General features: G+C 70.9%; 19 protein-coding genes and 1 tRNA gene. 10 read left to right on the forward strand and 10 right to left on the reverse strand.

All coding sequences use genetic code 11. The features are described from left to right. Positions 1 to 9: 9 nt before the first annotated feature. Positions 10 to 783, reverse strand: coding sequence for an enoyl-CoA hydratase-related protein (locus E1294_RS14950; RefSeq protein WP_132508898.1), 774 nt, complete (start codon positions 781 to 783; stop codon positions 10 to 12). A gap of 108 nt (positions 784 to 891) precedes the next feature. Further along, a tRNA-Asn gene (locus tag E1294_RS14955) sits at positions 892 to 963 on the reverse strand. A 126-nt stretch (positions 964 to 1,089) separates the two neighbouring features. Here E1294_RS14955 and E1294_RS14960 point away from each other — a divergent pair. Continuing rightward, positions 1,090 to 1,404, forward strand: a complete 315-nt coding sequence (locus E1294_RS14960; protein WP_132508900.1) for a YtxH domain-containing protein — start codon at positions 1,090 to 1,092, stop codon at positions 1,402 to 1,404. Positions 1,405 to 1,431: 27 nt separating this feature from the next. On the opposite strand, the gene E1294_RS14965 is transcribed toward E1294_RS14960, so the two are convergent. The 3 genes from E1294_RS14965 to E1294_RS52695 are packed head-to-tail and all read right to left on the reverse strand — an operon-like array spanning position 1,432 to position 3,392. After that, complete coding sequence (locus E1294_RS14965; protein ID WP_132508902.1) at positions 1,432 to 1,905, reverse strand: hypothetical protein; 474 nt, start codon at positions 1,903 to 1,905, stop codon at positions 1,432 to 1,434. Then, positions 1,902 to 3,176 carry an amylo-alpha-1,6-glucosidase gene (locus tag E1294_RS14970; RefSeq protein ID WP_165977290.1) on the reverse strand — a complete coding sequence of 425 codons (1,275 nt, stop codon included), beginning with the start codon at positions 3,174 to 3,176 and terminating at the stop codon, positions 1,902 to 1,904. The genes E1294_RS14965 and E1294_RS14970 overlap by 4 nt, the downstream gene beginning before the upstream one ends. A gap of 57 nt (positions 3,177 to 3,233) precedes the next feature. Then, entirely contained in the window at positions 3,234 to 3,392 is a 159-nt protein-coding gene (locus E1294_RS52695; protein WP_165977291.1) for a hypothetical protein, read from the reverse strand. Between the two features lie 180 nt (positions 3,393 to 3,572). On the opposite strand from E1294_RS52695, the gene E1294_RS14975 reads away from it, so the two are divergent. Further along, positions 3,573 to 4,736: a hypothetical protein gene (locus tag E1294_RS14975; RefSeq protein WP_132508906.1), complete on the forward strand. Its 1,164-nt coding sequence runs from the start codon at positions 3,573 to 3,575 to the stop codon at positions 4,734 to 4,736. A 46-nt stretch (positions 4,737 to 4,782) separates the two neighbouring features. On the opposite strand, the gene E1294_RS55765 is transcribed toward E1294_RS14975, so the two are convergent. Continuing rightward, the gene (locus tag E1294_RS55765; RefSeq protein WP_246083022.1) at positions 4,783 to 5,016 is read right to left on the reverse strand and encodes a hypothetical protein; all 234 of its coding nucleotides are present in this window, start codon (positions 5,014 to 5,016) and stop codon (positions 4,783 to 4,785) included. Between E1294_RS55765 and E1294_RS14980 the strand changes: the two genes are divergently transcribed. The 6 genes from E1294_RS14980 to E1294_RS15005 are packed head-to-tail and all read left to right on the forward strand — an operon-like array spanning position 5,003 to position 11,878. Continuing rightward, on the forward strand, positions 5,003 to 6,943 hold the full coding sequence (locus E1294_RS14980; RefSeq protein ID WP_246083023.1) for a serine/threonine-protein kinase: 1,941 nt from the start codon (positions 5,003 to 5,005) through the stop codon (positions 6,941 to 6,943). The genes E1294_RS55765 and E1294_RS14980 overlap by 14 nt on opposite strands. Further along, positions 6,940 to 7,797, forward strand: a complete 858-nt coding sequence (locus tag E1294_RS14985) for a protein phosphatase 2C domain-containing protein (protein WP_246083024.1) — start codon at positions 6,940 to 6,942, stop codon at positions 7,795 to 7,797. Before E1294_RS14980 ends, E1294_RS14985 begins: the two co-directional genes overlap by 4 nt. Continuing rightward, positions 7,790 to 9,079 carry a vWA domain-containing protein gene (locus E1294_RS14990; protein ID WP_132508910.1) on the forward strand — a complete coding sequence of 430 codons (1,290 nt, stop codon included), beginning with the start codon at positions 7,790 to 7,792 and terminating at the stop codon, positions 9,077 to 9,079. The genes E1294_RS14985 and E1294_RS14990 overlap by 8 nt, the downstream gene beginning before the upstream one ends. Next, a complete protein-coding gene (locus E1294_RS14995) occupies positions 9,079 to 9,717 on the forward strand; it encodes an FHA domain-containing protein (RefSeq protein WP_132508912.1) in 639 nt (212 codons plus the stop codon). The genes E1294_RS14990 and E1294_RS14995 overlap by 1 nt, the downstream gene beginning before the upstream one ends. Continuing rightward, entirely contained in the window at positions 9,714 to 11,075 is a 1,362-nt protein-coding gene (locus E1294_RS15000) for a hypothetical protein (protein WP_132508914.1), read from the forward strand. Before E1294_RS14995 ends, E1294_RS15000 begins: the two co-directional genes overlap by 4 nt. Continuing rightward, positions 11,072 to 11,878: a transporter substrate-binding domain-containing protein gene (locus E1294_RS15005; protein WP_132508916.1), complete on the forward strand. Its 807-nt coding sequence runs from the start codon at positions 11,072 to 11,074 to the stop codon at positions 11,876 to 11,878. The genes E1294_RS15000 and E1294_RS15005 overlap by 4 nt, the downstream gene beginning before the upstream one ends. Before the next feature lie 47 nt (positions 11,879 to 11,925). Here the strand turns inward: E1294_RS15005 and rpoD are convergent, their stop codons facing one another. Together rpoD and dnaG are read right to left on the reverse strand one after the other, a co-directional pair. Further along, positions 11,926 to 13,029, reverse strand: a complete 1,104-nt coding sequence (gene rpoD / locus E1294_RS15010; protein WP_425465103.1) for an RNA polymerase sigma factor RpoD — start codon at positions 13,027 to 13,029, stop codon at positions 11,926 to 11,928. A gap of 572 nt (positions 13,030 to 13,601) precedes the next feature. Further along, positions 13,602 to 15,443, reverse strand: a complete 1,842-nt coding sequence (dnaG, locus tag E1294_RS15015) for a DNA primase (RefSeq protein ID WP_132508918.1) — start codon at positions 15,441 to 15,443, stop codon at positions 13,602 to 13,604. A gap of 182 nt (positions 15,444 to 15,625) precedes the next feature. On the opposite strand from dnaG, the gene E1294_RS15020 reads away from it, so the two are divergent. Then, positions 15,626 to 16,516: a M23 family metallopeptidase gene (locus E1294_RS15020; protein ID WP_165977292.1), complete on the forward strand. Its 891-nt coding sequence runs from the start codon at positions 15,626 to 15,628 to the stop codon at positions 16,514 to 16,516. Here E1294_RS15020 and E1294_RS15025 read toward each other — a convergent pair. Beyond that, positions 16,506 to 17,663, reverse strand: coding sequence for an NAD(P)/FAD-dependent oxidoreductase (locus tag E1294_RS15025; protein WP_132508922.1), 1,158 nt, complete (start codon positions 17,661 to 17,663; stop codon positions 16,506 to 16,508). The genes E1294_RS15020 and E1294_RS15025 overlap by 11 nt on opposite strands. Before the next feature lie 76 nt (positions 17,664 to 17,739). Beyond that, positions 17,740 to 18,960, reverse strand: coding sequence for a deoxyguanosinetriphosphate triphosphohydrolase (locus E1294_RS15030; protein WP_132508924.1), 1,221 nt, complete (start codon positions 18,958 to 18,960; stop codon positions 17,740 to 17,742). Positions 18,961 to 19,039: 79 nt separating this feature from the next. Between E1294_RS15030 and E1294_RS15035 the strand changes: the two genes are divergently transcribed. After that, positions 19,040 to 20,549: M48 family metallopeptidase (locus E1294_RS15035; RefSeq protein WP_132508926.1), on the forward strand; the 1,510-nt coding region annotated here is incomplete at its 3' end.

Consider the following 20,549-nt stretch of genomic DNA (forward strand, 5'->3'; position numbering starts at 1 on the left):
AGACACGGGTCAGAGGGCGGGGAAGCCCGGCGGGCGGCGTTCGAGGAAGCTGGCGACGCCCTCCGCGAAGTCCGGCCGCTCGAAGGAGGCGAGCATCTCCCGGGTGGCCGTCCGCGCGGACTCCTCCAGCGTCGTCTCCCAGTCGTGCCAGACCTGCCGTTTGATCACCGCCATCGACGCGGGCGAGCTGTGCGTCGCCAGTTCGAGCGCGTACGCCCGCGCCTGCTCCACCAGCAGTTCCCCCGGCACCGCCCGGTTGACCAGCCCCAGCTCGTACGCCTCGCGCCCCGTGAACACCCGGCCCGACAGCAGGAGGTCCATGGCCCGCTGCTGCCCCACGAGGCGCGGCAGCACCCAGGAGAGCCCGTACTCGGCGATGAGCCCGCGCCGCGCGAAGGCCGTCGTCCACTTGGCCTCCTCGGCCGTCAGGACGAGGTCGCAGACGAGCGCGTGGACCATGCCCAGCCCCGCGCATGCCCCGTTGACCGCGGCGATGATCGGCTTGCTGATGGTCGTGGGGAAGGTGTGGGGCCGGGGGTCAGGGCGCTCGTCGTAGGTGCCGGTCCGGACGGCGTCGAGCGTCTTGAAGTCGGCGCCCGAGCAGAAGCCCTTGCCCGCGCCGGTGACCACGACGGCCCGGACCGCGGGGTCCTTCTCCGCCTCCGCCAGCAGGTCGAAGTAGCGCCGCCCCATGGCGTCCGTCCACGCGTTGAGGGTGTCGGGACGGTTGAAGGTCAGCGTGAGCACGCCCTGGTCGACCGTTGAGAGCACGAGTTCCGCCATGACCCCAACCGAACCATGTTCTAGCCCCGGGTGGCAAGGATCCCAGCGGCATCTCCGGAACGCAACGAGGCCCCCTCCCGCAGCCGGGAGGGGGCCTCTTGTCGCTTGCTCCCGCGATAGGACTCGAACCTATAACCTGCCGGTTAACAGCCGGCTGCTCTGCCGTTGAGCTACGCGGGATCGGGCTTTCGCGCATGTCACCGGGGCTTTCGGGCCCCTCCGCCGTGCGCACGAATAGATTAGCGCACTCTGGGAGTGCGTGTCGCATCATAAGCAGGGTAGGCCCGGAGGCAGCGGAGGTGCGAAATGCGTTATCGGATGACATTCGCTGTTGGACTGGCGGTCGGCTACGTGCTGGGCAGCCGGGCAGGACGCGAGCGGTACGAGCAGATCAAGCGGACGGCGCAGCGCGTCGCGGACAACCCCAGGGTCCAGGAGGTGGCCGGGGTGGTGGGCGCGCAGGCGTCGAAGTTCGCCGGGATGGCCAGGACGAGGATGGGTGACACGCTGCAGCAGCGGATCCCCTTCCTGCATGACGACCACAAGCCCGACACGGGCACCGGCTGGCCGGACGGCGGCGTCGAGGGCAGGAGCGCGAAGGAGACCGGCATCCCCTACTGAGCGGCGCGTGGGCGTGGGGCCCGCGGCTCACACGCCCATGCTGCGCCGCATCCCCTCCAGGGCCTGCTCGGCCTGCGCGCGCAGGCCGGCGTCCTCGGGGTCGAGGCCGTCGTCGAAGACGAAGGTCCAGCCCAGCACCTCACCTCCCGGCCGGCGCCGGGCCACCAGCCGCACGCCGCCCCTGCCCGGCAGGTTGACGTGCTTGTTCACCACGATCGTCGCGTTGACGCGCTCGCGCAGCGTCTCGGGCAGCATGCGTGGCTCGGCGATCCGCTCGGCGTGCCACCTGCCGTCGGTGGTGAGCACCCGCACTCCCTCGTCGTCCCACGACGCCCTGTCGATCTCCTCGTACGGCAGCCGCGTGCCGTCGGCCAGGTGCAGGGCGAGGTTCGTGGCCACCACGTGGCCGTCCTCGGCGGGGGTGAACGTCAGCACCCGCTCTCCCCGCTCCATCGTCAGGGACCTGCGCGCGTCGGCGGGCAGCCGGCGGAAAATGCTCATTCCTCAACGGTATCGGCGAGCAGATCCAGGGTGAGCGCCGCACTCCAGGAGAAGTCCCGGCACCCGCGCCCGCTGCCGTCGAAGGGGTCGAAGCACTCGCGGAAGCCGGCCTGCCGCACCAGGCGCAGGGTGCCGTGGGTGAGCTGCCGGGCGAGCGGGCCGAGTGAGTGCACGGCGGCGGCCCTGCGCAGCAGCCAGTTGGTGTTCACCCAGGAGGGGCCGCGCCAGTAGCGGGTGCGGTCGAACTGGGCGGCGCGGATCTCGCAGCTCGGCACCGGGTAGCCGGTGGCGCCCATGAACCTGGCCGACTCCAGCACCTCGACGGTGGCGCGCACGTGGTCGCCGGGCAGCCACGGGTCGAGCAGCGGCCCGAAACCGCCCACCGTGCACACCTTGATCAGCCGGTCGGTGCGCAGGTCCTTGGCGTAGAAGCAGCCGTCCCAGAGGCGCTCGATCATGGCCAGCCGGATGCGTTCGGCCTGCTCGGCGTGGGGCGCGGGGTCGGCGCGGGCCAGCGGCGCCAGCTCCGCCAGCGCCTGGCAGGAGGCCAGCCAGATCCCGTTGAACATCGGGTCCTCGATCGCGAACGGATGCTCGTCGCGCAGGTAGCCGGCGCCGTATCCGGCGTCGCGGTAGCGCATGGCCAGCCAGACGTAGCGGTCGTGGGCGCTGTCGGGGTGGCGCTCCTCCATGCCGGCGTTGCGGTAGCCGTACCTGATCACGGGGAGCGCGGCGAGCGCGTCGTCCCAGGCCGGGCTGTCGTCCATGCCCGACTCCCACGGATGCACGATCGCGGCCAGCCCGGCACCGCCCAGGTCGCGGGTCGAGGCGAGGTAGTCGTGCTGGGCCACCAGCGCGGGGAACGCCTTCCTGACGAAAGCGACGTCGCCGGTGTACCGGTAGAGCCACCACAGGGCGAATCCCTGCAGCGGCGGCGAGATGAGCCCCGAGGTGAGCACGCGCGGCGCGGCGTCGTGCTCCTGGGAGCGCCATAAGGAGGGTCCTGGGAAGTACGCCTCCCGCGTGTGGAAGACGATGTGCGGCACCATCCCGGTCGCCCACTGCCCGCGCAGCAGGCTGAGCAGCTCTTCGCGGGCCCGGTCGGGCCGCTGCCTGGCCAACCCGATGACGACGAACGCGGAGTCCCAGCTCCACTGGTGCGGGTAGAGGCCCGGCGCGGGCACGGTGCCCGTGCCTGTCCAGTTCGCCTCGAGCACGGCCAGCGCCTCGCGCCCGAGCGCGGCGTCGTCGACCGCCGGCCGCGCCTCCATCACCCAACTATGCCTGGGGATCCCTCGGGAAGCTACTGCGCGGGAACCCGCCGCTCGTCAGGCCCTCTTCGCCCACTTCGCCAGGAACATGACGCCCAGCGCCACACCGCCGATGATCAGGCCCCACTTGAGCAGCGTGAGGGCGAAGCCCACGAGGGGGCCGAGGAGCATGAGCGCGGCGGCAACGGCCACGATGATCAGAAGAATACGTCCCATGTTCGAAACGGTACGAGATCTTTTAAGTCGTTTGCAGGTGGCACAGGGTTGAATCAGGGACAAGTCAGGGGTTCCCCCCACCCCGGAACCAACCGGCGCAACCTTCGCGTTGAGTCGGTAAGGAGCACCGGGGCATCGGGGGCCCGCTTCACGGGGAGCGTGATGAGCCTGGGACCGCCCATGAGCAGGGAAGCCGCGGAATACGCGCTGCGTGCCCGCGCGGACGAACGCGACCGGATCTCCGGCGACCTGCTCGATCTCGAATCCCACACCACCTACCAGGTGCTCAAAGGCGCCTCCTTACGCGGGTCCACCGAACAACGATGGACCGCGACGCAGGAGTCCCTGACCACCCTGTGGCAGCTCAACGACGCCTACCGCGCCGTGCTGCGCCGCGCCGAGCAGATCAGGGCTTCACGCGCCCGGCCCGGCGCCGAGCAGCTCGCCGCGCTCACCGAGCTGCTCGCGGGCTCCTCCGTCATCCTGCGGGCCGCCGCCAAGCCGGTCGAGCGGCGTTCACTCATCCCCCAGACGGACCTGCGGCTGACCCTCGACGAGGCCGTGACCCGGATGAACGCCGCTTTCCGCGAGGTCACCTCCGCGCTCAACGACATCGACGCCGTGTGGAACCGTGTGCTGCCGCGACTCGACGGCGCCGACGCCGACCTGAGCAAGATCCACGACCTGGAAAGCGAGCTGGGCGAGACCGCCGGTCTGACCGCCGAGGAGAGCGAGCTGGCGCGGTTGAGGACCGCGGCGGTGGAGGACCCGCTCGGCGCGACCGTCGAGCCGCACCTCGACCGGCTGACGCGCCTGCTCGCCTCCTCCCGCGCGGAGCTCGACCTGGCGATCACGGTGAAACGGGAGTTCGCCGCGCGGCGCGAGAACCTGGTGGCCGCCCTCGACCTGGTACGGGCGGCCGAGAGCGAGGCCCGCCTGGCCCACGGCGCGGTCGTCGTCAAGATCGCCCTGCCGCCGCAGGCCCAGCCGCGCAGCCGGGTCGGCGCGCTGGCCGGCGAGCTCGACGCGCTCGACGTCTCGGCCGACCCCTGGGTGCTGCGGGCCAAGCGCCTCGCCCGTCTCGAAGACGACGCCCGTAAGGCCGCCGAGCAGGCGCGGACCACGGCGAAGGCGCTCTACGGCCTGATCGGCAGGCGCGACGAGCTGCGCGGGCGCCTCGGCGCCTGCGAGGCGATGGCCGCCCGCAAGGGCCTGGCGGAGGACCCGGCGGTGTCCGAGTCGTTCGCGCGCGCCCACGCGCTGCTGTGGAACGCCCCCTGTGACCTGACGAAGGCGGCGGCGGCCGTCGAGAACTACCAGCGCGCGATCCACGGAGGTAAGTGATGACCCGCTGCGCGCAGCCCGGCTGCACGGGAACGATCGAGGAGGGCTACTGCGACTGGTGCGGCACCGCCGAGAGCCCGCCGCGGCCCGCGCCGGCGTCCTCTGCTGCGCCCTCTTCTGAGCCCTCTTCTGCGCCCTCTTCTGGGCCCGCGCCGGGATCCGCTTCTGGATCCGCCCCTGGGCCCGCGTCCGTTCCGGTGGTGACCCAGCCGGTGAGCAGGTCGATGAGCGGGCCGACGGGCAGCAGCGGCAGGTCGCGGGCCGGCGTGCTGGCCACCATCGCGGACCTGCCGTCCGTGCCCTACCGCGACCCGGCCACGGCGGTGATGGCCGACCCGGAGGTGCCGGAGAACAAGCGGCGCTGCGCCAACCCGGCGTGCGGGAAACCGGTGGGCCGCTCCAGGAACGGCCGGCCGGGCCTGACGGACGGGTTCTGCCCGCACTGCCGTACGGCGTTCTCGTTCACCCCCAAGCTGGGCAAGGACGACCTGGTGGCCGGCCAGTACCGCGTGCTCGGCTGCCTGGCGCACGGCGGGCTCGGCTGGATATACCTCGCCTCCGACGAGAACCTCGACGGCCGGTGGGTCGTGCTCAAGGGCCTGCTCAACACCAACGACGCCGAGGCGCTGGCGGCGGCCGAGGCCGAGCGGAAGTTCCTCACCACGGTCGACCACCCCAACATCGTCAAGATCTTCAACTTCCAGCGCTCGGCCGGCCTCGGCTACATCGTCATGGAGTATGTGGGCGGCCAGTCCCTGCACGAGCTGCGCCGCCAGGGCCCGCTGCCGCTGCGCGAGACCCTCATGTACGGCAGGGAGATCCTGCACGCGTTCGGCTACCTGCACGAGCACGGCCTGGCCTACTGCGATCTCAAGCCGGCCAACGTGATCAGGGTCGGCAAGCGGCTCAAGCTCATCGACCTGGGCGCGGTGCAGCCCATCGGCTCGCCGCCCGGCTCGTCGTGGGCCACGGTCGGCTACCACGCCCCCGAGCTGGAGACCCTGCCGACGTCGGTCGCCTCCGACCTTTACACCGTGGCCAGGACCCTGGCCGTCCTGGCGATCCCGGGGCTCAGCCCGGCCAAGGACGGCGTGGCGGTCCCGCTGCCGGTGGACTGCGGGCATCCGTCGTTCACCCGGCTGCTGCGCAAGGCGACCGCCGCCGCCCCCGCCGACCGGTTCCAGAGCGCGTGGGAGATGGAGGAGCAGCTGGTCGGGGTGCTGCGGGAGATCAGCGCCATGGAGGAGGGGGTGCCGTACCCGGCGCTCTCCACGTTGTTCGGGCCGGAGCGCACCGCGGTGGGAACGGCGCTGTCGGACGCGCACGACGAGGTGTTCGAGCCGCTCGATCCCGCGGCGGTCGCGACGGCCTTACCCGTGCCGCTGGTCGATCCGGCGGACCCGGCCGCCGGCTCACTGGCCGGGCTGCTCGGCCGCGACGGCGCGACGCTGATCGACCAGCTCGCCGCGATGCCGCAGACCCCCGAGACGAAGCTGATGCGCGCCAGGCTGCTGGCCGAGCGCGGGGCGGCCGAGGCGCGCGACGTGCTCGACGAGCTGGCCGCGGAGCTGCCGGGCGACTGGCGGCCCACCTGGTATCGCGGGGTGCTGGCGCTGGCCCTGCGCCAGGAGCAGGTGGCCGTGTCCATGTTCGACGCCTGCCTGTCGGCGCTGCCGGGAGAACCGGCGCCGAAGCTGGCGCTGGCCTTCGCGCTGGAACACGCGGGCAAGCCGGCCGCCACCTGGTACGAGTGCGTCTGGCGGACCGACCACTCCTACGTGAGCGCGGCGTTCGGGCTGGCCAGGACGGGCCGGATGAGCGTGCTCGACGAGGTGCCCGCCACGTCGTTCTACCGGGTCGCGGCGCAGGTCGCGCTGGCCGCGTCGGTGGTGCGGCGGCCCGACCTGAGCGGGCTCACCGCCGCCGACCTGACGGGCGCGGTCGAGCGCGTGGCCGCCCAGGCCGACCTCGATCCGCGCCGCCGCGACCTGCTCACCGCCGAGCTGCTCGGCGCGGCGCTGACCTGGCTGGAGACGAACAAGCCGCCGGGGAACGGGCAGCTCGCGGGCGTGCCGTTCACCGAGCCGGGGCTGCGCAGGCGCATCGAGTCCATCTTCCGCAGGCTCGCCGGGGCGGCCGGCTCCCGCCAGGAGCGCCACGCGCTCATCGACCAGGCCAACGCCGTACGACCGAGGACGTGGGTGTGACAGATCCCCAGGCCATCCAGCACGACGCACCGGGCGCCGCCTGCCCGGTGTGCCAGGCCTCCGTGCTCGAAGGCGACGTCTACTGCGAGGCGTGCGGCCACGCTCTCGGCTCACCGGTGTGCGCGTTCTGCGACGCCGCGGCGGTCGACTCCGAGGGTTACTGCGAGCGGTGCGGCCTGCGCCAGCCCACCGGCAGGGACCACGCCGAGATCGTGCTCGACGGCGGCGCCGCGGGCGTCACCGACAGAGGTCTGCGCCGCAGCCGCAACGAGGACGCGATGGCCCTGGTGACCGCCGGCGACGCGACCGTGACCGTGGTCTGCGACGGCGTGGGCAGCTCGCCCAGGGCCGACGAGGCGTCCGCGGTCGCCGTCGAGACCGCGGCGGCCGCGCTGGCCGGGGGGCTGTCGCCGGAGGAGGCGTTCGACCTGGCCGGGCGGGCGGTGAGCAAACTCGCCACCTCCGTGCACGACGCCCCTGCCTGCACGTACGTCTCCGCCGTGGTCGAGCCGGGCCGCGTGACGCTCGGCTGGGCGGGCGACAGCCGCGCGTACTGGATCCCCGACGGGACCCCGCTGACCACGGACGACGCCGTGCCGACCGGCGAGATCACCGCCTGGCTGGGCGCCGACGCCGTCGGCGTCACGCTCAACGTGCGAACGCTCACCCCACGCTGGCCCGGGCACCTGCTCGTCTGCAGCGACGGCCTCTGGCGCTATCTGGACGGCTACGCCTTCCCCCGCGCGGGGACCCCGCTTGACCTGGCACGCGAGATGCTGCGCCACGCGCTGGACTCCGGCGGCCAGGACAACGTGACCATTGTCGTGATCCCCCTAGGAGAAGCACATGAGTGACCAGGCCGCTTTCACGTTGACCATCGACCAGAACAAGTACCTTCCTCTTGACGGGCGCGAGGTGCACGCCATCCTCACGGTGAGCTCGACCGGCGGCCTCACCACGCAGGCCGTCCCGGCGGAGGCCGCCGAAGTGATCATCGTGGACACGTCGGGCTCGATGAGCGGCTCCAAGATCCGCGAGGCCCGGCAGGCCGCCGCCACGGCCGTGCAGACCTTGCGTGACGGCGTCTACTTCGCGGTGGTCTCCGGCACCGGGAGCGCCAAGGTCGTCTATCCGGGTGGCAGAGAGCCGAGCCTGGTCCAGGCCAATCCGGCCACCAGGACCGAGGCGGCCAAGGCCATCGACAGGTTGCTCTCGTACGGCGGCACCGCCATGGGCGAGTGGCTGAAGCTGGCCGGGCACCTGCTGTCCACGCGCCCCCAGGCGATCAAACACGCGCTGCTCATGACCGACGGCCAGAACAACGAGCGCGCCGACGTGTTCGCCTCGGTGTTGTCGGCGTGGAGCGGCAAGTTCGTGTGCGACTGCCTCGGAATCGGCGCCGACTGGGCGCCCGCAGAGCTGCGCAAGGTGGCCGAGGCGATGCTCGGCACGTTCGACTACGTGCGCGACCAAGGGGACCTGCCGGAGTATTTCCGCCGGCTCACGCAGGCGTCCATGAGCAAGACCGTGGCCGACCTGTCATTGCGCGTGTGGGTGCCGCAGGCCGCGCGGCTGATGTTCGTCAAGCAGGTCGACCCGGTGCTGCTCGACCTCACCGGCAAGCGCGCCGACGTCAACCCGATGACCGGCGACTACCCGACGGGCTCCTGGGGCGCTGAGGAGCGCAAATACCATATCTGCGTCGAGGTGCCCTCCGGGCAGATCGGGCAGGAGATCAGGGCGGGCTGGGTCAAGCTCGTGCACCCCGACACCCAGGACGTCCTGGCCAGCGGCAACGTGCTCGCCCAGTGGACCGACGACCTGGCGTTGTCCACCCAGATCAACGGCAACGTCGCCCACTACACCGGCCAGGCCGAGCTGCACGACCTCATCCAGGACGGGCTCAGCGCCCGGGCGATGGGCGACGTCGAAACAGCGACGGCCCGCCTGGCCAAGGCCAGAGACCTGGCCAGCGCCTCAGGGCGCGAGGACACCGCCAAGCTGCTCGACCGGGTGGTCGAGGTCGATCCGGCCACCGGCACGGCCCGGCTGCGTAAGAACGTGGACAAGGAGGACACGATCGAGCTGGACACCGGCTCCGTCCGCACCAGCCGCCTGCGCAGGGAAGAAAGCTGATGGCGACCTGTCCGCAAGGGCACCCGTCGGGCGCCGACGACTACTGCGACGTGTGTGGCACGCAGATGGCGGGGGCCTACTCGGCCCCCTCCGTGTCCCAGCCGCCGGCCCAGGAGAGCCCCGGCACCGAGAGCTGCCCGGTCTGCCAGACGCCGCGGGCCGGGCAGTTCTGCGAGGTGTGCGGCCACGACTACAGCGGCGTTGCCGGCGCCGTCCCGCTCCCCGTGACCGGAGCCCGCTGGGAGGCCGTCACCGCCGCCGACCGCACCTACTACGAGAAGGTCATCGCCGAGGGCGGCCCCGACGCCGACGCGGTGGCGTTCCCGCCCTACTGTCCTGAACGCTCGTTCGGGCTGCACGGCGAGCAGGTCCGCGTCGGGCGGCGCAGCAAGGCCAGGAACCTGGCGCCCGAGATCGACCTGACCGGCCCGCCGGAGGACCCGGGCGTCTCACACCTGCACGCCGTGCTGCTGGCCCAGCCGGACGGCTCGTGGATGCTGGTCGATCCGGGCTCGTCCAACGGCACCCAGGTGAACGGCAGGCCGCTCCAGGTCAACGTGCCGGTCAGGATCGGCCCCGGCGACCGCATCCACCTGGGCGCCTGGACCGTGATCACCATCAGGGAGGGCACGCCGTGACCCTGGTGCAGACCCGGCCGGGCACCCCGTTACCTGCGGAGCGCGGCGTACCCGGTCGCATCCGGGTCGTCTCCGGCATCACCGTCGCCTCGCTGGCGCTGCTGTTCGTGGCGCTCGCCCTCGGCAGCTCGGCGGCCCGCGACGGGCTGCAGGTCATCGGCCGCGACGCCGGCCCGCAGGTCGTCGCCACCGCCGGGCTCTACCTGGCGCTGAGCGACATGGACGCGCAGGTGGCCAACGTCCTGGTGATGGGCGACGGCTACCCCCGGGAGCGGGAAGCCGCGATCACCCGCTACGAGCAGCAGCGTTCCGTCGCCAACCAGGCGCTGCTGAAGGCGTTCGAGCTGTCCGGCGACAACCCTGCGGAGCGGCGGACCGTGCAGTCGGTGCTCGACGGGCTCGGCCGCTACGAGCGGCTCGCCGGGCAGGCGCTGCTGCTCGACGAGCGGTCCGGGCACGCGCCAGGACCGCCGCCTGACGAGGTGGTCCTGGCTTACCGCGACGCCACCGACCTGATGCGCAAGGTGCTGCTGCCGCAGGCGTACAACCTGACCTTGGAGAACGGCACGATCGTGCGGCGCACCTACGACGAGAAGGCGTTCACGGTGCCCCTCGTGCGCGACGCGGTGGTGGTCGCAGGGGTGGTCGCGATCGGCTGCCTGATCTGGCTGCAGATCTTCCTGGCGCGGCGGTTCCGCCGGATCTTCGGGCCCGCGCTGATCGCCGCCACGCTCACCACGGCGGTCGCGCTGGTGTACGGGGTGGGCGTGCTCGGCCAGGACATGCAGGCGCTGCGCACCGCCAAGTCGGACGGCTTCGACTCGGTGCTGACCCTGGCCAAGGCGCGCGCGATCAGCAACAGCATGCAGGGCGACCAGAGCCGCTACCTGCTCGACAAGGAGCGGGCCGACACCTACGAGCACACGTACCTCGACAAGTCGATGTCGGTCATCTACTTCGAGGCGGGCAACCTGGACGCCTACCACCGCAAGGTGACCACCGGCTCGAAGGACTTCCTCGGGCTGCTCGGCCCTGAGCTCGTCGGCAAGGAGGGCAGGGACGCGCTGGACGCCTACCGCGACTTCCAGGCCGCCGACGTGAAATTCCGCCGGCTGGTGCTGGGCGACCGGGCCAACGAGGCGGTCGCCGAACGGCTCGGGCCGGTCACCACCACGTTCACCGCCTACGACGAGGCGCTGCTCGAACTCGCGGAAACGCACCAGGGCGTCTTCAAACGCGCGATCGACATGGGCGAGAGCGCGCTGAACACCCTGTGGCTGCTGCTTCCCTTCTCCATCGGCGCGATCGGCCTGCTGGTGATCGCCGGAGTGTGGCCCCGACTCAAGGAGTACCGGTGAAACGGGCGCTGGCAGTGGTGCTGGCCGTGGCCGCGGTCCTCGTGACCGGCTGCGGTTTGAGCGACCAGGAGTCGATCCTGGACAAGGACGAGATCGTCATCGGGGTACGCCCCGACCTGCCGCTGGTCGGGTTCCGCAGAGCCGACGGCCGGTTCGAGGGCTTCGACGTCGACGTGGCGCGCTACGTCGCCGGCAAGCTGGACAAGGAGTTCACCTTCCTGCCCACGCTGGCGGCCGCCCGCGACGACGTGCTGGTCGACGGGCGGGCCGACATGGTGGTGGCGACGTACACGATCAGCCAGGACCGTAAGGCGAAGGTGTTGTTCGCCGGGCCGTACCACATCTCGTACCAGGACATCCTGATCCGGGCCAACGAGACGATCAAGAACGTGCGCGACCTGGAGGGCCGCCGGATCTGCGAGGTCACGGGCGCGAACGCGGCCAAGCGCGTCGTGGAGGAGCGGAAGGTGGCGGCGCGGGTCGTGCCGTTCCCCGACTACCGGCAGTGCCTGGCGGCGCTGAAGAGCAACCAGGTGGACGCGGTCACCACCAACGACGTCATCCTGGCGGGGCTGGCCGCGCAGGACGGCTCGGGGCTGCGGCTGGCCAACGCGCAGTTCAACGAGCAGCGCTCGGGCATCGGCCTGCCCAAGGGCGACGTGCCCGCCTGCGAGGCGGTCAACCGGGCGATCACCGACATGTACCAGGACGGCACCGCCGCGAAACTGCTGAAGAAGTGGTTCGGCACGTCGGGGCTGGATCTCGACACGATCGCCGTGCCGCAGTTCGAGGGCTGCTCCTGAGCATGGGACGGGCCCGGGCGCGCTCGCCCGGGCCCGTTCCCCTTGAATCAGTCCAGGTAGTCCCGCAACATCTGGGCCCGCGTCGGATGGCGGAGCTTGGCCAGGGTCTTCGACTCGATCTGCCGGATGCGCTCCCGCGTGACGCCGAACTCCCTGCCCACCTCCTCCAGCGTACGCGGATGCCCGTCTGCCAGGCCGAACCGGAGCTGGATGATGCGCTGCTCGCGATCGGACAACGTGGCCAGGATGTCGTCGAGCTGGTCCTGCAGCATGATGAAGGCTGCGGCCTCCATCGGCACGACCGCGTCGGCGTCCTCGATGAAGTCACCGAGATCGGAGTCCTCCTCGCCGATCGGCGACTGCAGCGACACGGGCTCCTGGGCGATGCGCTGGATCTCCACCACACGATCGACAGGGAGGTCCATCTCCTTGGCGATCTCCTCGGGAATCGGCTCGCGGCCGAGGTCCTGGTGGAGCTGGCGCTGCACGCGGACGAGCTTGTTGATCGTCTCCACCATGTGCACCGGAATGCGGATGGTGCGCGCCTGGTCGGCGATGGCCCGCGTGATCGCCTGCCGGATCCACCAGGTCGCGTAGGTGGAGAACTTGTAACCCTTCGTGTAGTCGAACTTCTCGACCGCCCGGATGAGCCCGAGGTTGCCCTCCTGGATCAGGTCCAGGAACAACATGCCGCGGCCCACGTACCGCTTGGCGATCGACACCACGAGCCTGAGGTTGGCTTCGATGAGCCGCTGTTTGGCCCGGGTGCCCTGCCAGACGAGCTCCCTGAGCTCCGGGAAGGCCAGACGCGAGACCCCGTTGGCCAGCCTGTCCTCGGCGAACAGACCGGCTTCGATCGACTTGGCGAGCTCCACCTCCTCCTCGGCGGTCAGCAACGGCACGCGGCCGATCTCCCGTAGATAGATACGGACGAGATCGCTGGTCGGCGCCCGCTTGCCTACGTCTTCCTCATCGGCGCGGGCAGGCTCCTCGTCGCCCTGGGGCTCGAGGACCTCCACGCCATTCTCGGCGAGCATCCGCACGACGCGTTCCAGCGCGTCGGACGGCAACTCGGATCGGTCAAGCGCGGCTGCGACGTCATCGACGGTTACGCTCCCGCGCTCCCTTCCTTTCGCGACGAGGTCCGCCACCTGATCTACCGATGGCGGTCCGCTTGGCAGCACCGATGCACCCACGGGAGACAGTCTGCAGTATTGGTTCCATCAAATGGCAGACCCATTTTTGTCACCGAAGGTAAGACTGGCGTCCTTACCGAATTGAGATCGTCTAAAGGTTTGGGCCGAGTTTGATCAGGAAAGTAAAGTCAATTACGCGGTCTGGATTCACGCGCCCGGCGACGCCGCCAGCCGGACGCACCTCTTTCGCTGCCTCGACACGCCGCCCGCCACGCTCCGCCGCCGATTGGACCGCACCACATTCCCCGCTCAACCGCCCGGTTATTCAGCCAGCGATCGCAGCCGAACCGTTATCAACGACCACCGTGACACACCCGGATTTCCATGATCGGAGCAGGGCCGCACGCGACTCGTGGCGCCACCGGCCCGTCAGGCAGCACCCTTCAGGCGGCACCGACAAGCGGCACCGTCGCCACGGACGCCTCTCAGCCGTCCGCGAGCCGGTCGCGCAGGGCGCCACTCCCCGCGAGCCGGGGTCGCACAGGACGCCTCACAGCTACCCGCGAGCCGGTCGCACAGGACGCCTCTCAGTTGCCCGCGAGCCGGTCGCGCAGGACCCTGCGCTGCTGCTCCAGCGCCACCAGCTCCCCGAACAGCTTGTTGTACTCCTGCTGCTCCTCCACCGGATTGAGCCGCTGGATCCGGGACTTCACCTGCGCGATGGCCCGATCGACCGGCATGGCCTCGACCGCCGCCATGATGTCCCGGGCATAACGCTCCTCGGTGTGCGCGTCCGTCTGGATCGCCTCCACCGCGAACCGGGTCACCAGTGCCCTGGCGCCCTCCTCGTGAGCGTGCTCGAGCAACCGGTCGACCCACTCCCGCCCGCCGTGCCCCGCCGCGGCGACGCCCCCGGCGGCGGCGATCACCTTGTGCAACGTCGCGTGGTCGGGAGTGGTGAACGCCTGCGCGTCGAGCGCGTCGAAACGCGGCCCCAGCAACGCCGGTCGTTGCACGGCCAGCTTGAGCAACTCGCCCTCGACCCGCGTGCTGGGATCGACGGGCGCCGCCCTGGGCGCCCGCCGGCCGCGGCCCTGCTGCGCGCCCGACACCTCGGAGATGCGCTGCATGACGAACCGCTCGTCCATGAAACCCAGCCACCGGTCGAGGTCGATGGCGTAGCGCTTGCGCAGCCCCACGTCCTTGATGCCGGCCACGATCGGGGCGGCCGCGTCGAGAGCGGCGATCTTGCCTTCGTTGCTGCGCAGGTCATAGCGCGAGATCGTGCTCCTGATCGCGAACTGGAACAGCGGCTCCCGGCTCGCGATCAGATCGCGCACGGCCGCGTCGCCCTGCTTGACCCGCAGATCGCACGGGTCGAGCCCGTCGGCCTGCACCGCCACGTAGGTCTGGGTGACGAACTTCTGCTCGTCGGCGAACGCCCGCAGCGCCGCCTTCTGCCCCGCCGCGTCGCCGTCGAAGGTGAAGATCACCTCACCCCTGAACTCGGCCTGGTCGAGCAGGAACCGCCGCAGAATCTTGATGTGCTCCTCGCCGAACGAGGTGCCGCAGGTGGCCACGGCGGTCGGCACGCCGGCCAGATGGCAGGCCATCACATCGGTGTAGCCCTCGACGATCACCGCCTGGGACCGCTTGGAGATCTCTCGTTTCGCGAGATCGATGCCGTAAAGCACCTGGCTCTTCTTGTAAAGCGGCGAGTCAGGCGTATTCAGATATTTCGGACCATCGTCGGAATCGAGCAACTTCCGCGCGCCGAATCCGATCACGTCGCCCGTGGCGTCCCTGATGGGCCAGATCAGCCGCCCGCGGAACCGGTCGATCGGCCCTCGCCGCCCCTCCTTGGCCAGCCCGCCCTTGACCAGCTCGTCGGCGGAGAACCCGCGCCCCAGGAGATGACGGACGAGCGACTCCCACTCGGCCGGCGCGTATCCCACCCCGAACGTCTCGGCGTCTGCCCGCTCGAACCCCCGCTCCGACAGGAACCGCCGCCCGGCCGCCGCGTCAGGGCCCAGCAGCTTGTCGGCGTAGAACTCGGCCGCCGCCCGGTGTGCCTCGACCAGCCTGGCCCGCTCACCGTGGTCACGCCTCGGGACGTAGCCGCCCTGCTCGTATTGCAGCTGGATGCCGGCCCGCTGCGCCAGCCGCTCGACCGCCTCGCCGAAGGACAGATGCTCGACCTTCTCCACAAACGTGATCACATCACCACCTTCGGTGCAACCGAAGCAGTAGAACATCCCGCGCTCGGGAGTGACGTTGAACGACGGGCTCTTCTCGTCGTGGAACGGGCACAACCCCTTGAGGTTGCCGCCTCCGGCGTTGCGCAACTGGATGTGCTCGCCGATCACGTCGGCGATGGGCGAGCGCTCACGAACGAGCGCGATGTCGACATCACGGATCCGGCCAGCCACGCCCGTGAGTCTATTCCGCCCCACCGACGGTTCCCGCCCCCGCGGTGCGCATCCTGGCGCGTGCAGCAGGGGGAAGAGGGGCATTACCTGTGGGTTGCTAAAGCAGGAAAGCCGCTATACGCGGCCCCCCGGTCGGCTACAAAGGTAAAGGTTGTCGGGAAACGGTGACACGGGTGGAGACCATGCAATCGGGGCATATCGCGCGATGGGCGGCCGTCATGAGCGCCGTGCTGCTGACCAGCGCCTGCAGCCAGGCGACCGGGCTGGCCGGCGTCGGCGCCACCCTGCGCTCCGCTGTGCCCTCCGGCCCCGTGACCGGAGCAGGCGCGGCCGCCTCGCCCGCAGACCCGACGCCGACCCCGACGGCCGGGAAGCAGGCCGACGTGGAGCCGCCCGAGGGCGACGACCCGGTCAGGGTGCCGCCGCCGAAGTTGTCGAAATACACCTACACGTTCCCCGTCAAGGGCTGCGAGGTCACCTACTCGCGCAAGCTGCTCGTGTTGCCCAAGACGACGATCTGGGCGCGGCAGGGGTGCGCGTTCGTGGCGCCCGTCGGGGGCGTCGTGGACGAGGTGAACACCAAGAACAGGTGGCGCCCGTCCACGGACGCGGGCGCCGACCGCGAGGGCAGGTTCGTCACGATCATCGGTGACGACGGCGTGCGCTATCTCGGCGGGCACCTCGACACGGTGGCCGACGGCATCAAGCCGGGCGTCCGCGTCAAGGCCGGCCGGCTGCTCGGCCGGGTGGGCAGGTCGGGCAACGCCCGAGACACCGCCACCAACCTGTATTTCGCGATCTCGTGGAAGACCGGCCCGACGTTCTGGTGGGTGCGCAGGGGCATGGTCAAGCCGTGGGACTACCTCGACGCCTGGCGTACGGGCAACCGTACGCTCTCCCCCAGGGAGGAGACGCTGGAACTGCGCGCGAAGCTCGGGGAGACGCCGCGCTGCACCGTGCTGTGCGCGTCGAAGCAGCCGAAGAAGCCGAAGACCACGCCGCAGGCGGCCAGGAGCGAGCCGCCGTCGGCTGATGACGACGGTGACGGCGGCGTGGTCAGCGTCACCCCGTAGGCAGCTCCTTCTGGTCGACGACGGCGCCCGACCTGATGAGGGTTTGGATGTCGTCCACGACGTCCCAGGTGTTGACGTTCATCCCGGCGACCACGCGTCCGGCGCGCAGCCAGTAGGTGATGAACTCCAGCTTGTCCGGGTCGCCGCGGTAGACGATCTCGTCGTAGCCCTCGACGTCGCCGGAGAACTCCATGCCGAGCTCGTACTGGTCGGTGTAGAAGTACGGGATCGGGTCGTAGGTGACGTCCTGGCCGAGCATCGATTTCGCGGCGGCGGGGCCGCCGTGCAGGGCGTTGGCCCAGTGCTCGACGCGCACGCGGCGGCCGTACACGGGGTGGAAGTGCTCGGCCACGTCGCCGGCGGCGAACACGTCGGGGTGCGAGGTGCGCAGGGCGGCGTCCGTGAGGATGCCCTGGCCGACGTCGAGGCCGGCGTCGCGGGCGAGCCAGATCTCGGGGGCGGCGCCGATGCCGACGACGACGAGGTCGGCCGTGAGCCGCTCGCCCGAGCTGAGCCGCACGCCGGTGTCGGTGATCTCCGCGGCGGCGGTGCCGAAGCGCAGGTGCACACCCTTGCGGGCGTGCAGGCGGGCGAACAGGTCGCCCAGCTCGGGGCCGAGCGCGCGGTTGAGCGCGGTGGGCTCGGGCTCGACGACGGTGACCTCACAACCGGCCGTGCGGGCCGCGGCCGCGGTCTCGAGCCCGATCCAGGACGCGCCGACGACGAGCACCTTGGCCCCGGCGGCGAATCGTTCCTTGAGCGCGTCGCTGTCCTGGACGGTGCGCAGGTAGTAGCCGGGTCCCGGCAGGCGCCTGGGGACGGCGCCGGTCGCGAGGAGCAGCTTGTCGTACGGCTGCCGCGACCCGTCGCTGAGCCTGACCAGGTGATGGCCGGGCTCGATGCGGGTGACCCGCCGGCCGAGCCGCAGGTCGACGTCGTTGTCGGCGTACCACTCCGGTGGGTGGACGTAGATCTTGTCTCGTTCGCTCCTGCCGTTCAGGTAGTCCTTGGACAGGGGCGGTCTCTCGTAGGGCCGCTCGGCCTCCGCGCCGATCAGCACGATCTCGCCGTCGAAGCCCTCCTCGCGCAGGGCCTGCGCGGCCTTGGCTCCTGCCAGCCCGGCGCCGGCGATCACAAATGTGGCCATGGGCGCAGTATCCGCCCGCCGGGGTCGCCGGGGAAGCGGGTTGGGTCAGGTGGCCTGCTTCCCCGGGAAAGCCCGGTCACCGGGTGAGCCTCCTGTGCCAGGCCACCGCCGAGGTGTCGGTGAGCGAGGCGATCTGGTCGATCACGACCCTGACGCGGGCCGCATCGTCCGAGGCCTCCTCGTACGCGGGCCGGAAGGCGGGCTCCAGCGTGCCGGGCGCGCCGCGGGTGATCAGCTCGGCCAGTTCGGTGATGAGGTCGCGCTGCCTGGCCTGGTTGGCGTGGTGGTCTTTCGTGGTCATGACGTAGTGGGCGACGACGCCTTTGAGCAGCGCGCACTCCAGTCGCGTGGCGGGCGGCACGACGAGGTCGGCGCGGTGGCGGGTGCCGTACACCTCCTTGGTGGCGGCCTGCGCGGAGCGGCAGAAGCGGCCGATGAGACCGCTGGTGAGGGCTTTGAGACCGGCCAGGTCGGCGAGCGTGCCCGTGAAGCTGCGGGGCCAGAGCGGGTCGGTGATCAGTTTGGCGAAGACGGCCTCCAACTCGATCGGGTCGGCGCCGGGGGCGTACCAGGTGCGGGTGATCTCGCTCACCTGCCTGCGCTCCCCGGCCGACCGGAGCGCTTCCGGGGTGACGTGGCCGAGGTGCAGGGCGTCCTCGAGGTCGTGTACGGAGTAGGCGACGTCGTCGGCCCAGTCCATGATCTGCGCCTCGAAGCTCACCCGCCCTTCCGGCGCGCCCTCCCTGATCCACGCGAACACGGGAAGGTCGTCGTCGTAGACGCCGAATTTGGGAGACTTGTCACACGTCCATGGATATTTGATCGAGGCGTCCAGTGCCGCCCGGGTCAGGTTGAGACCGGCGCTCCTGCCGTCCTCGGTGAGCACCTTGGCCTCGAGCCTGGTGAGCAGCCGCAGGCTCTGCGCGTTGCCCTCGAAGCCGCCGCACGTCTCCGCCAGCGCGTTGAGCGCCACCTCCCCGTTGTGCCCGAACGGCGGGTGGCCCAGGTCGTGCGCCAGGCAGGCGGTCTCCACGAGGTCGGGGTCGACGCCGAGGGTGGCGCCCATCTCCCTGCCCACCTGGGCACATTCGAGCGAGTGGGTCAGCCGGGTGCGCGGGATGTGCTGGCCGCCGCCGAACGTCTCGCCGGGGCCGACGACCTGCGTCTTCGCGGCCAGCCTGCGCAGCGCCGCGCTGTGCAGCACGCGGGCCCGGTCACGCTCGAACGCGGAGCGTTCCGGATTGCCGGGAGGTTCCGGAACCCATCGGTCCTGGTCGTGTTCGTCGTAGTACGACATTGGTGCAGCGATTTTATCCAGTTTCCCGTCTCCGCTAGTGTCGAGCCCGCGAGTACCCCTTCCCTGGGAGCCCTCCCCCATGACGACAGCGTTCCGAGCGGTGCTGGCCTTCACCCTGCTCGCCGGCTTCTACGTTCTGGTCGGTCTGATCCTCGCCGCGGCGGTCTTCTTCGACGTCCTCTTAGTGGTCGACTTCCACGTCAACCTCATCAAGTTCGCGGTCGTGCTGACCCTGGCCGCGCTCGCGATGCTCCGCGCCCTGATCATGGTGAGCCGCCGCCGGGACGTCGAGCAGCCCGGCGTCCCGGTCACGCGCGAGGACGAACCGGTGTTGTGGCAGACGGTCGAGGAGCTCGCCCAGCGCGTGCGCACCGCGCCGCCCGACGAGATCCGGCTGGTGGCGGAGGTGAACGCGGCCGTCTCGGAGGACACGCGGTTCCTGGGCATGAAGGCGACGCGGCGGCGCATGTTCGTCGGGCTGCCGCTGCTGCAGACGCTCACCGTGGACGAGCTGCGCGCGGTGCTCGGGCACGAGCTCGGCCACTACAGCGGCGCCCACACGCGGCTGGGCGCGCCGGTCTACCGGGGGCGCGTCTCGCTGATCGCCACCGTGCAGGGCCTGCGCAACCACCCGTTCGTCCAGCGGCTGTTCACCTGGTACGCCAAGCTCTACCTGCGGGTGTCGCAGGCCGTCTCGCGCAAGCAGGAGCTGGAGGCCGACCAGTTCGCCGTCGCGATCGGCGGCCGGCAGGCCATGGCGGGCGCCCTGCACAAGATCCACACCACCGCGATCGGCTGGGACCTGTACGTCAACACGTACCTGTCGATGACGGGCGCGGGCGGCACCCGGCCCGCGTCGGTGTTCGGCGGCTTCCACGCCTTCATGAGCGACGCGGAACGGCAGGCCGAGCTGGGCAGGCTGAGCGACCAGCCCGAGGAGGTCTCCCCGTACGACTCCCATCCGAGCCTGGCCGACCGCCTGGCCGCCATCGAGCGCCTGCCGGAGCCGCAGCAGGTGCCCGACCCCCGCTCGGCCCTGACTCTGCTGCGCGACCCGAACGTGGCCGTGCAGGCGGTCGAGCAGTCCATGTGGTCGCCCGAGGCGCTGCTGACGCTACGGGCGGTCTCGTGGGATGAGCTCGTCGCGCACGGCATGTACGCCACCCGCAACGCCGACGCCCTGCGTGACCTGGCGCTGGCGGGGCAGCAGGTGATGGGGGCGTCACGGCCGTACCTGGACGCCGCCTTCGAGGCGATCGCGCGGGGACGGCAGGCGGAGCTCGAGTACAAGCTGCGCGAGCTGGGCTGGAAGCCGTCGGACACCCTGCTGGCCGGGGTGCTCGGGCAGGCGCTCGAGGCCGTCCTGATCCGGCTCGGCGAGGCCAAGTGGACGCTGTCCTGGTCGGGGCCCGCGCGGCTGCTGTTCGACGACGGGGAGGAGGTGGCGTTGTCGGAGTACGCGGCCCGGGTGGCGGCCGATCCGTCGGCGGTGGGCGGGCTGCGGCACTGGCTGGGTGACCACGGCATGCGCCACGACTACGTCCCCATCGAGGAGCCGTCCCCGCCGGACGCCCTGCCCGCCCCCGGCC

The organism is Nonomuraea diastatica (assembly GCF_004349015.1).
Taxonomy (GTDB): Bacteria; Actinomycetota; Actinomycetes; order Streptosporangiales; family Streptosporangiaceae; genus Nonomuraea; species Nonomuraea diastatica.

Excerpts from the sequence above, each read along its gene's own strand:
- E1294_RS14950 (WP_132508898.1), bottom strand. The coding sequence starts at position 783 with ATGGCGGAACTCGTGCTCTCAACGGTCGACCAGGGCGTGCTCACGCTG.
- E1294_RS14960 (WP_132508900.1), top strand. The coding sequence starts at position 1,090 with ATGCGTTATCGGATGACATTCGCTGTTGGACTGGCGGTCGGCTACGTG.
- E1294_RS14965 (WP_132508902.1), bottom strand. The coding sequence starts at position 1,905 with ATGAGCATTTTCCGCCGGCTGCCCGCCGACGCGCGCAGGTCCCTGACG.
- E1294_RS14970 (WP_165977290.1), bottom strand. The coding sequence starts at position 3,176 with ATGGAGGCGCGGCCGGCGGTCGACGACGCCGCGCTCGGGCGCGAGGCG.
- E1294_RS52695 (WP_165977291.1), bottom strand. The coding sequence starts at position 3,392 with ATGGGACGTATTCTTCTGATCATCGTGGCCGTTGCCGCCGCGCTCATG.
- E1294_RS14975 (WP_132508906.1), top strand. The coding sequence starts at position 3,573 with ATGAGCAGGGAAGCCGCGGAATACGCGCTGCGTGCCCGCGCGGACGAA.
- E1294_RS55765 (WP_246083022.1), bottom strand. The coding sequence starts at position 5,016 with ATGGTGGCCAGCACGCCGGCCCGCGACCTGCCGCTGCTGCCCGTCGGC.
- E1294_RS14990 (WP_132508910.1), top strand. The coding sequence starts at position 7,790 with ATGAGTGACCAGGCCGCTTTCACGTTGACCATCGACCAGAACAAGTAC.
- E1294_RS14995 (WP_132508912.1), top strand. The coding sequence starts at position 9,079 with ATGGCGACCTGTCCGCAAGGGCACCCGTCGGGCGCCGACGACTACTGC.
- E1294_RS15020 (WP_165977292.1), top strand. The coding sequence starts at position 15,626 with ATGCAATCGGGGCATATCGCGCGATGGGCGGCCGTCATGAGCGCCGTG.
- E1294_RS15025 (WP_132508922.1), bottom strand. The coding sequence starts at position 17,663 with ATGGCCACATTTGTGATCGCCGGCGCCGGGCTGGCAGGAGCCAAGGCC.
- E1294_RS15030 (WP_132508924.1), bottom strand. The coding sequence starts at position 18,960 with ATGTCGTACTACGACGAACACGACCAGGACCGATGGGTTCCGGAACCT.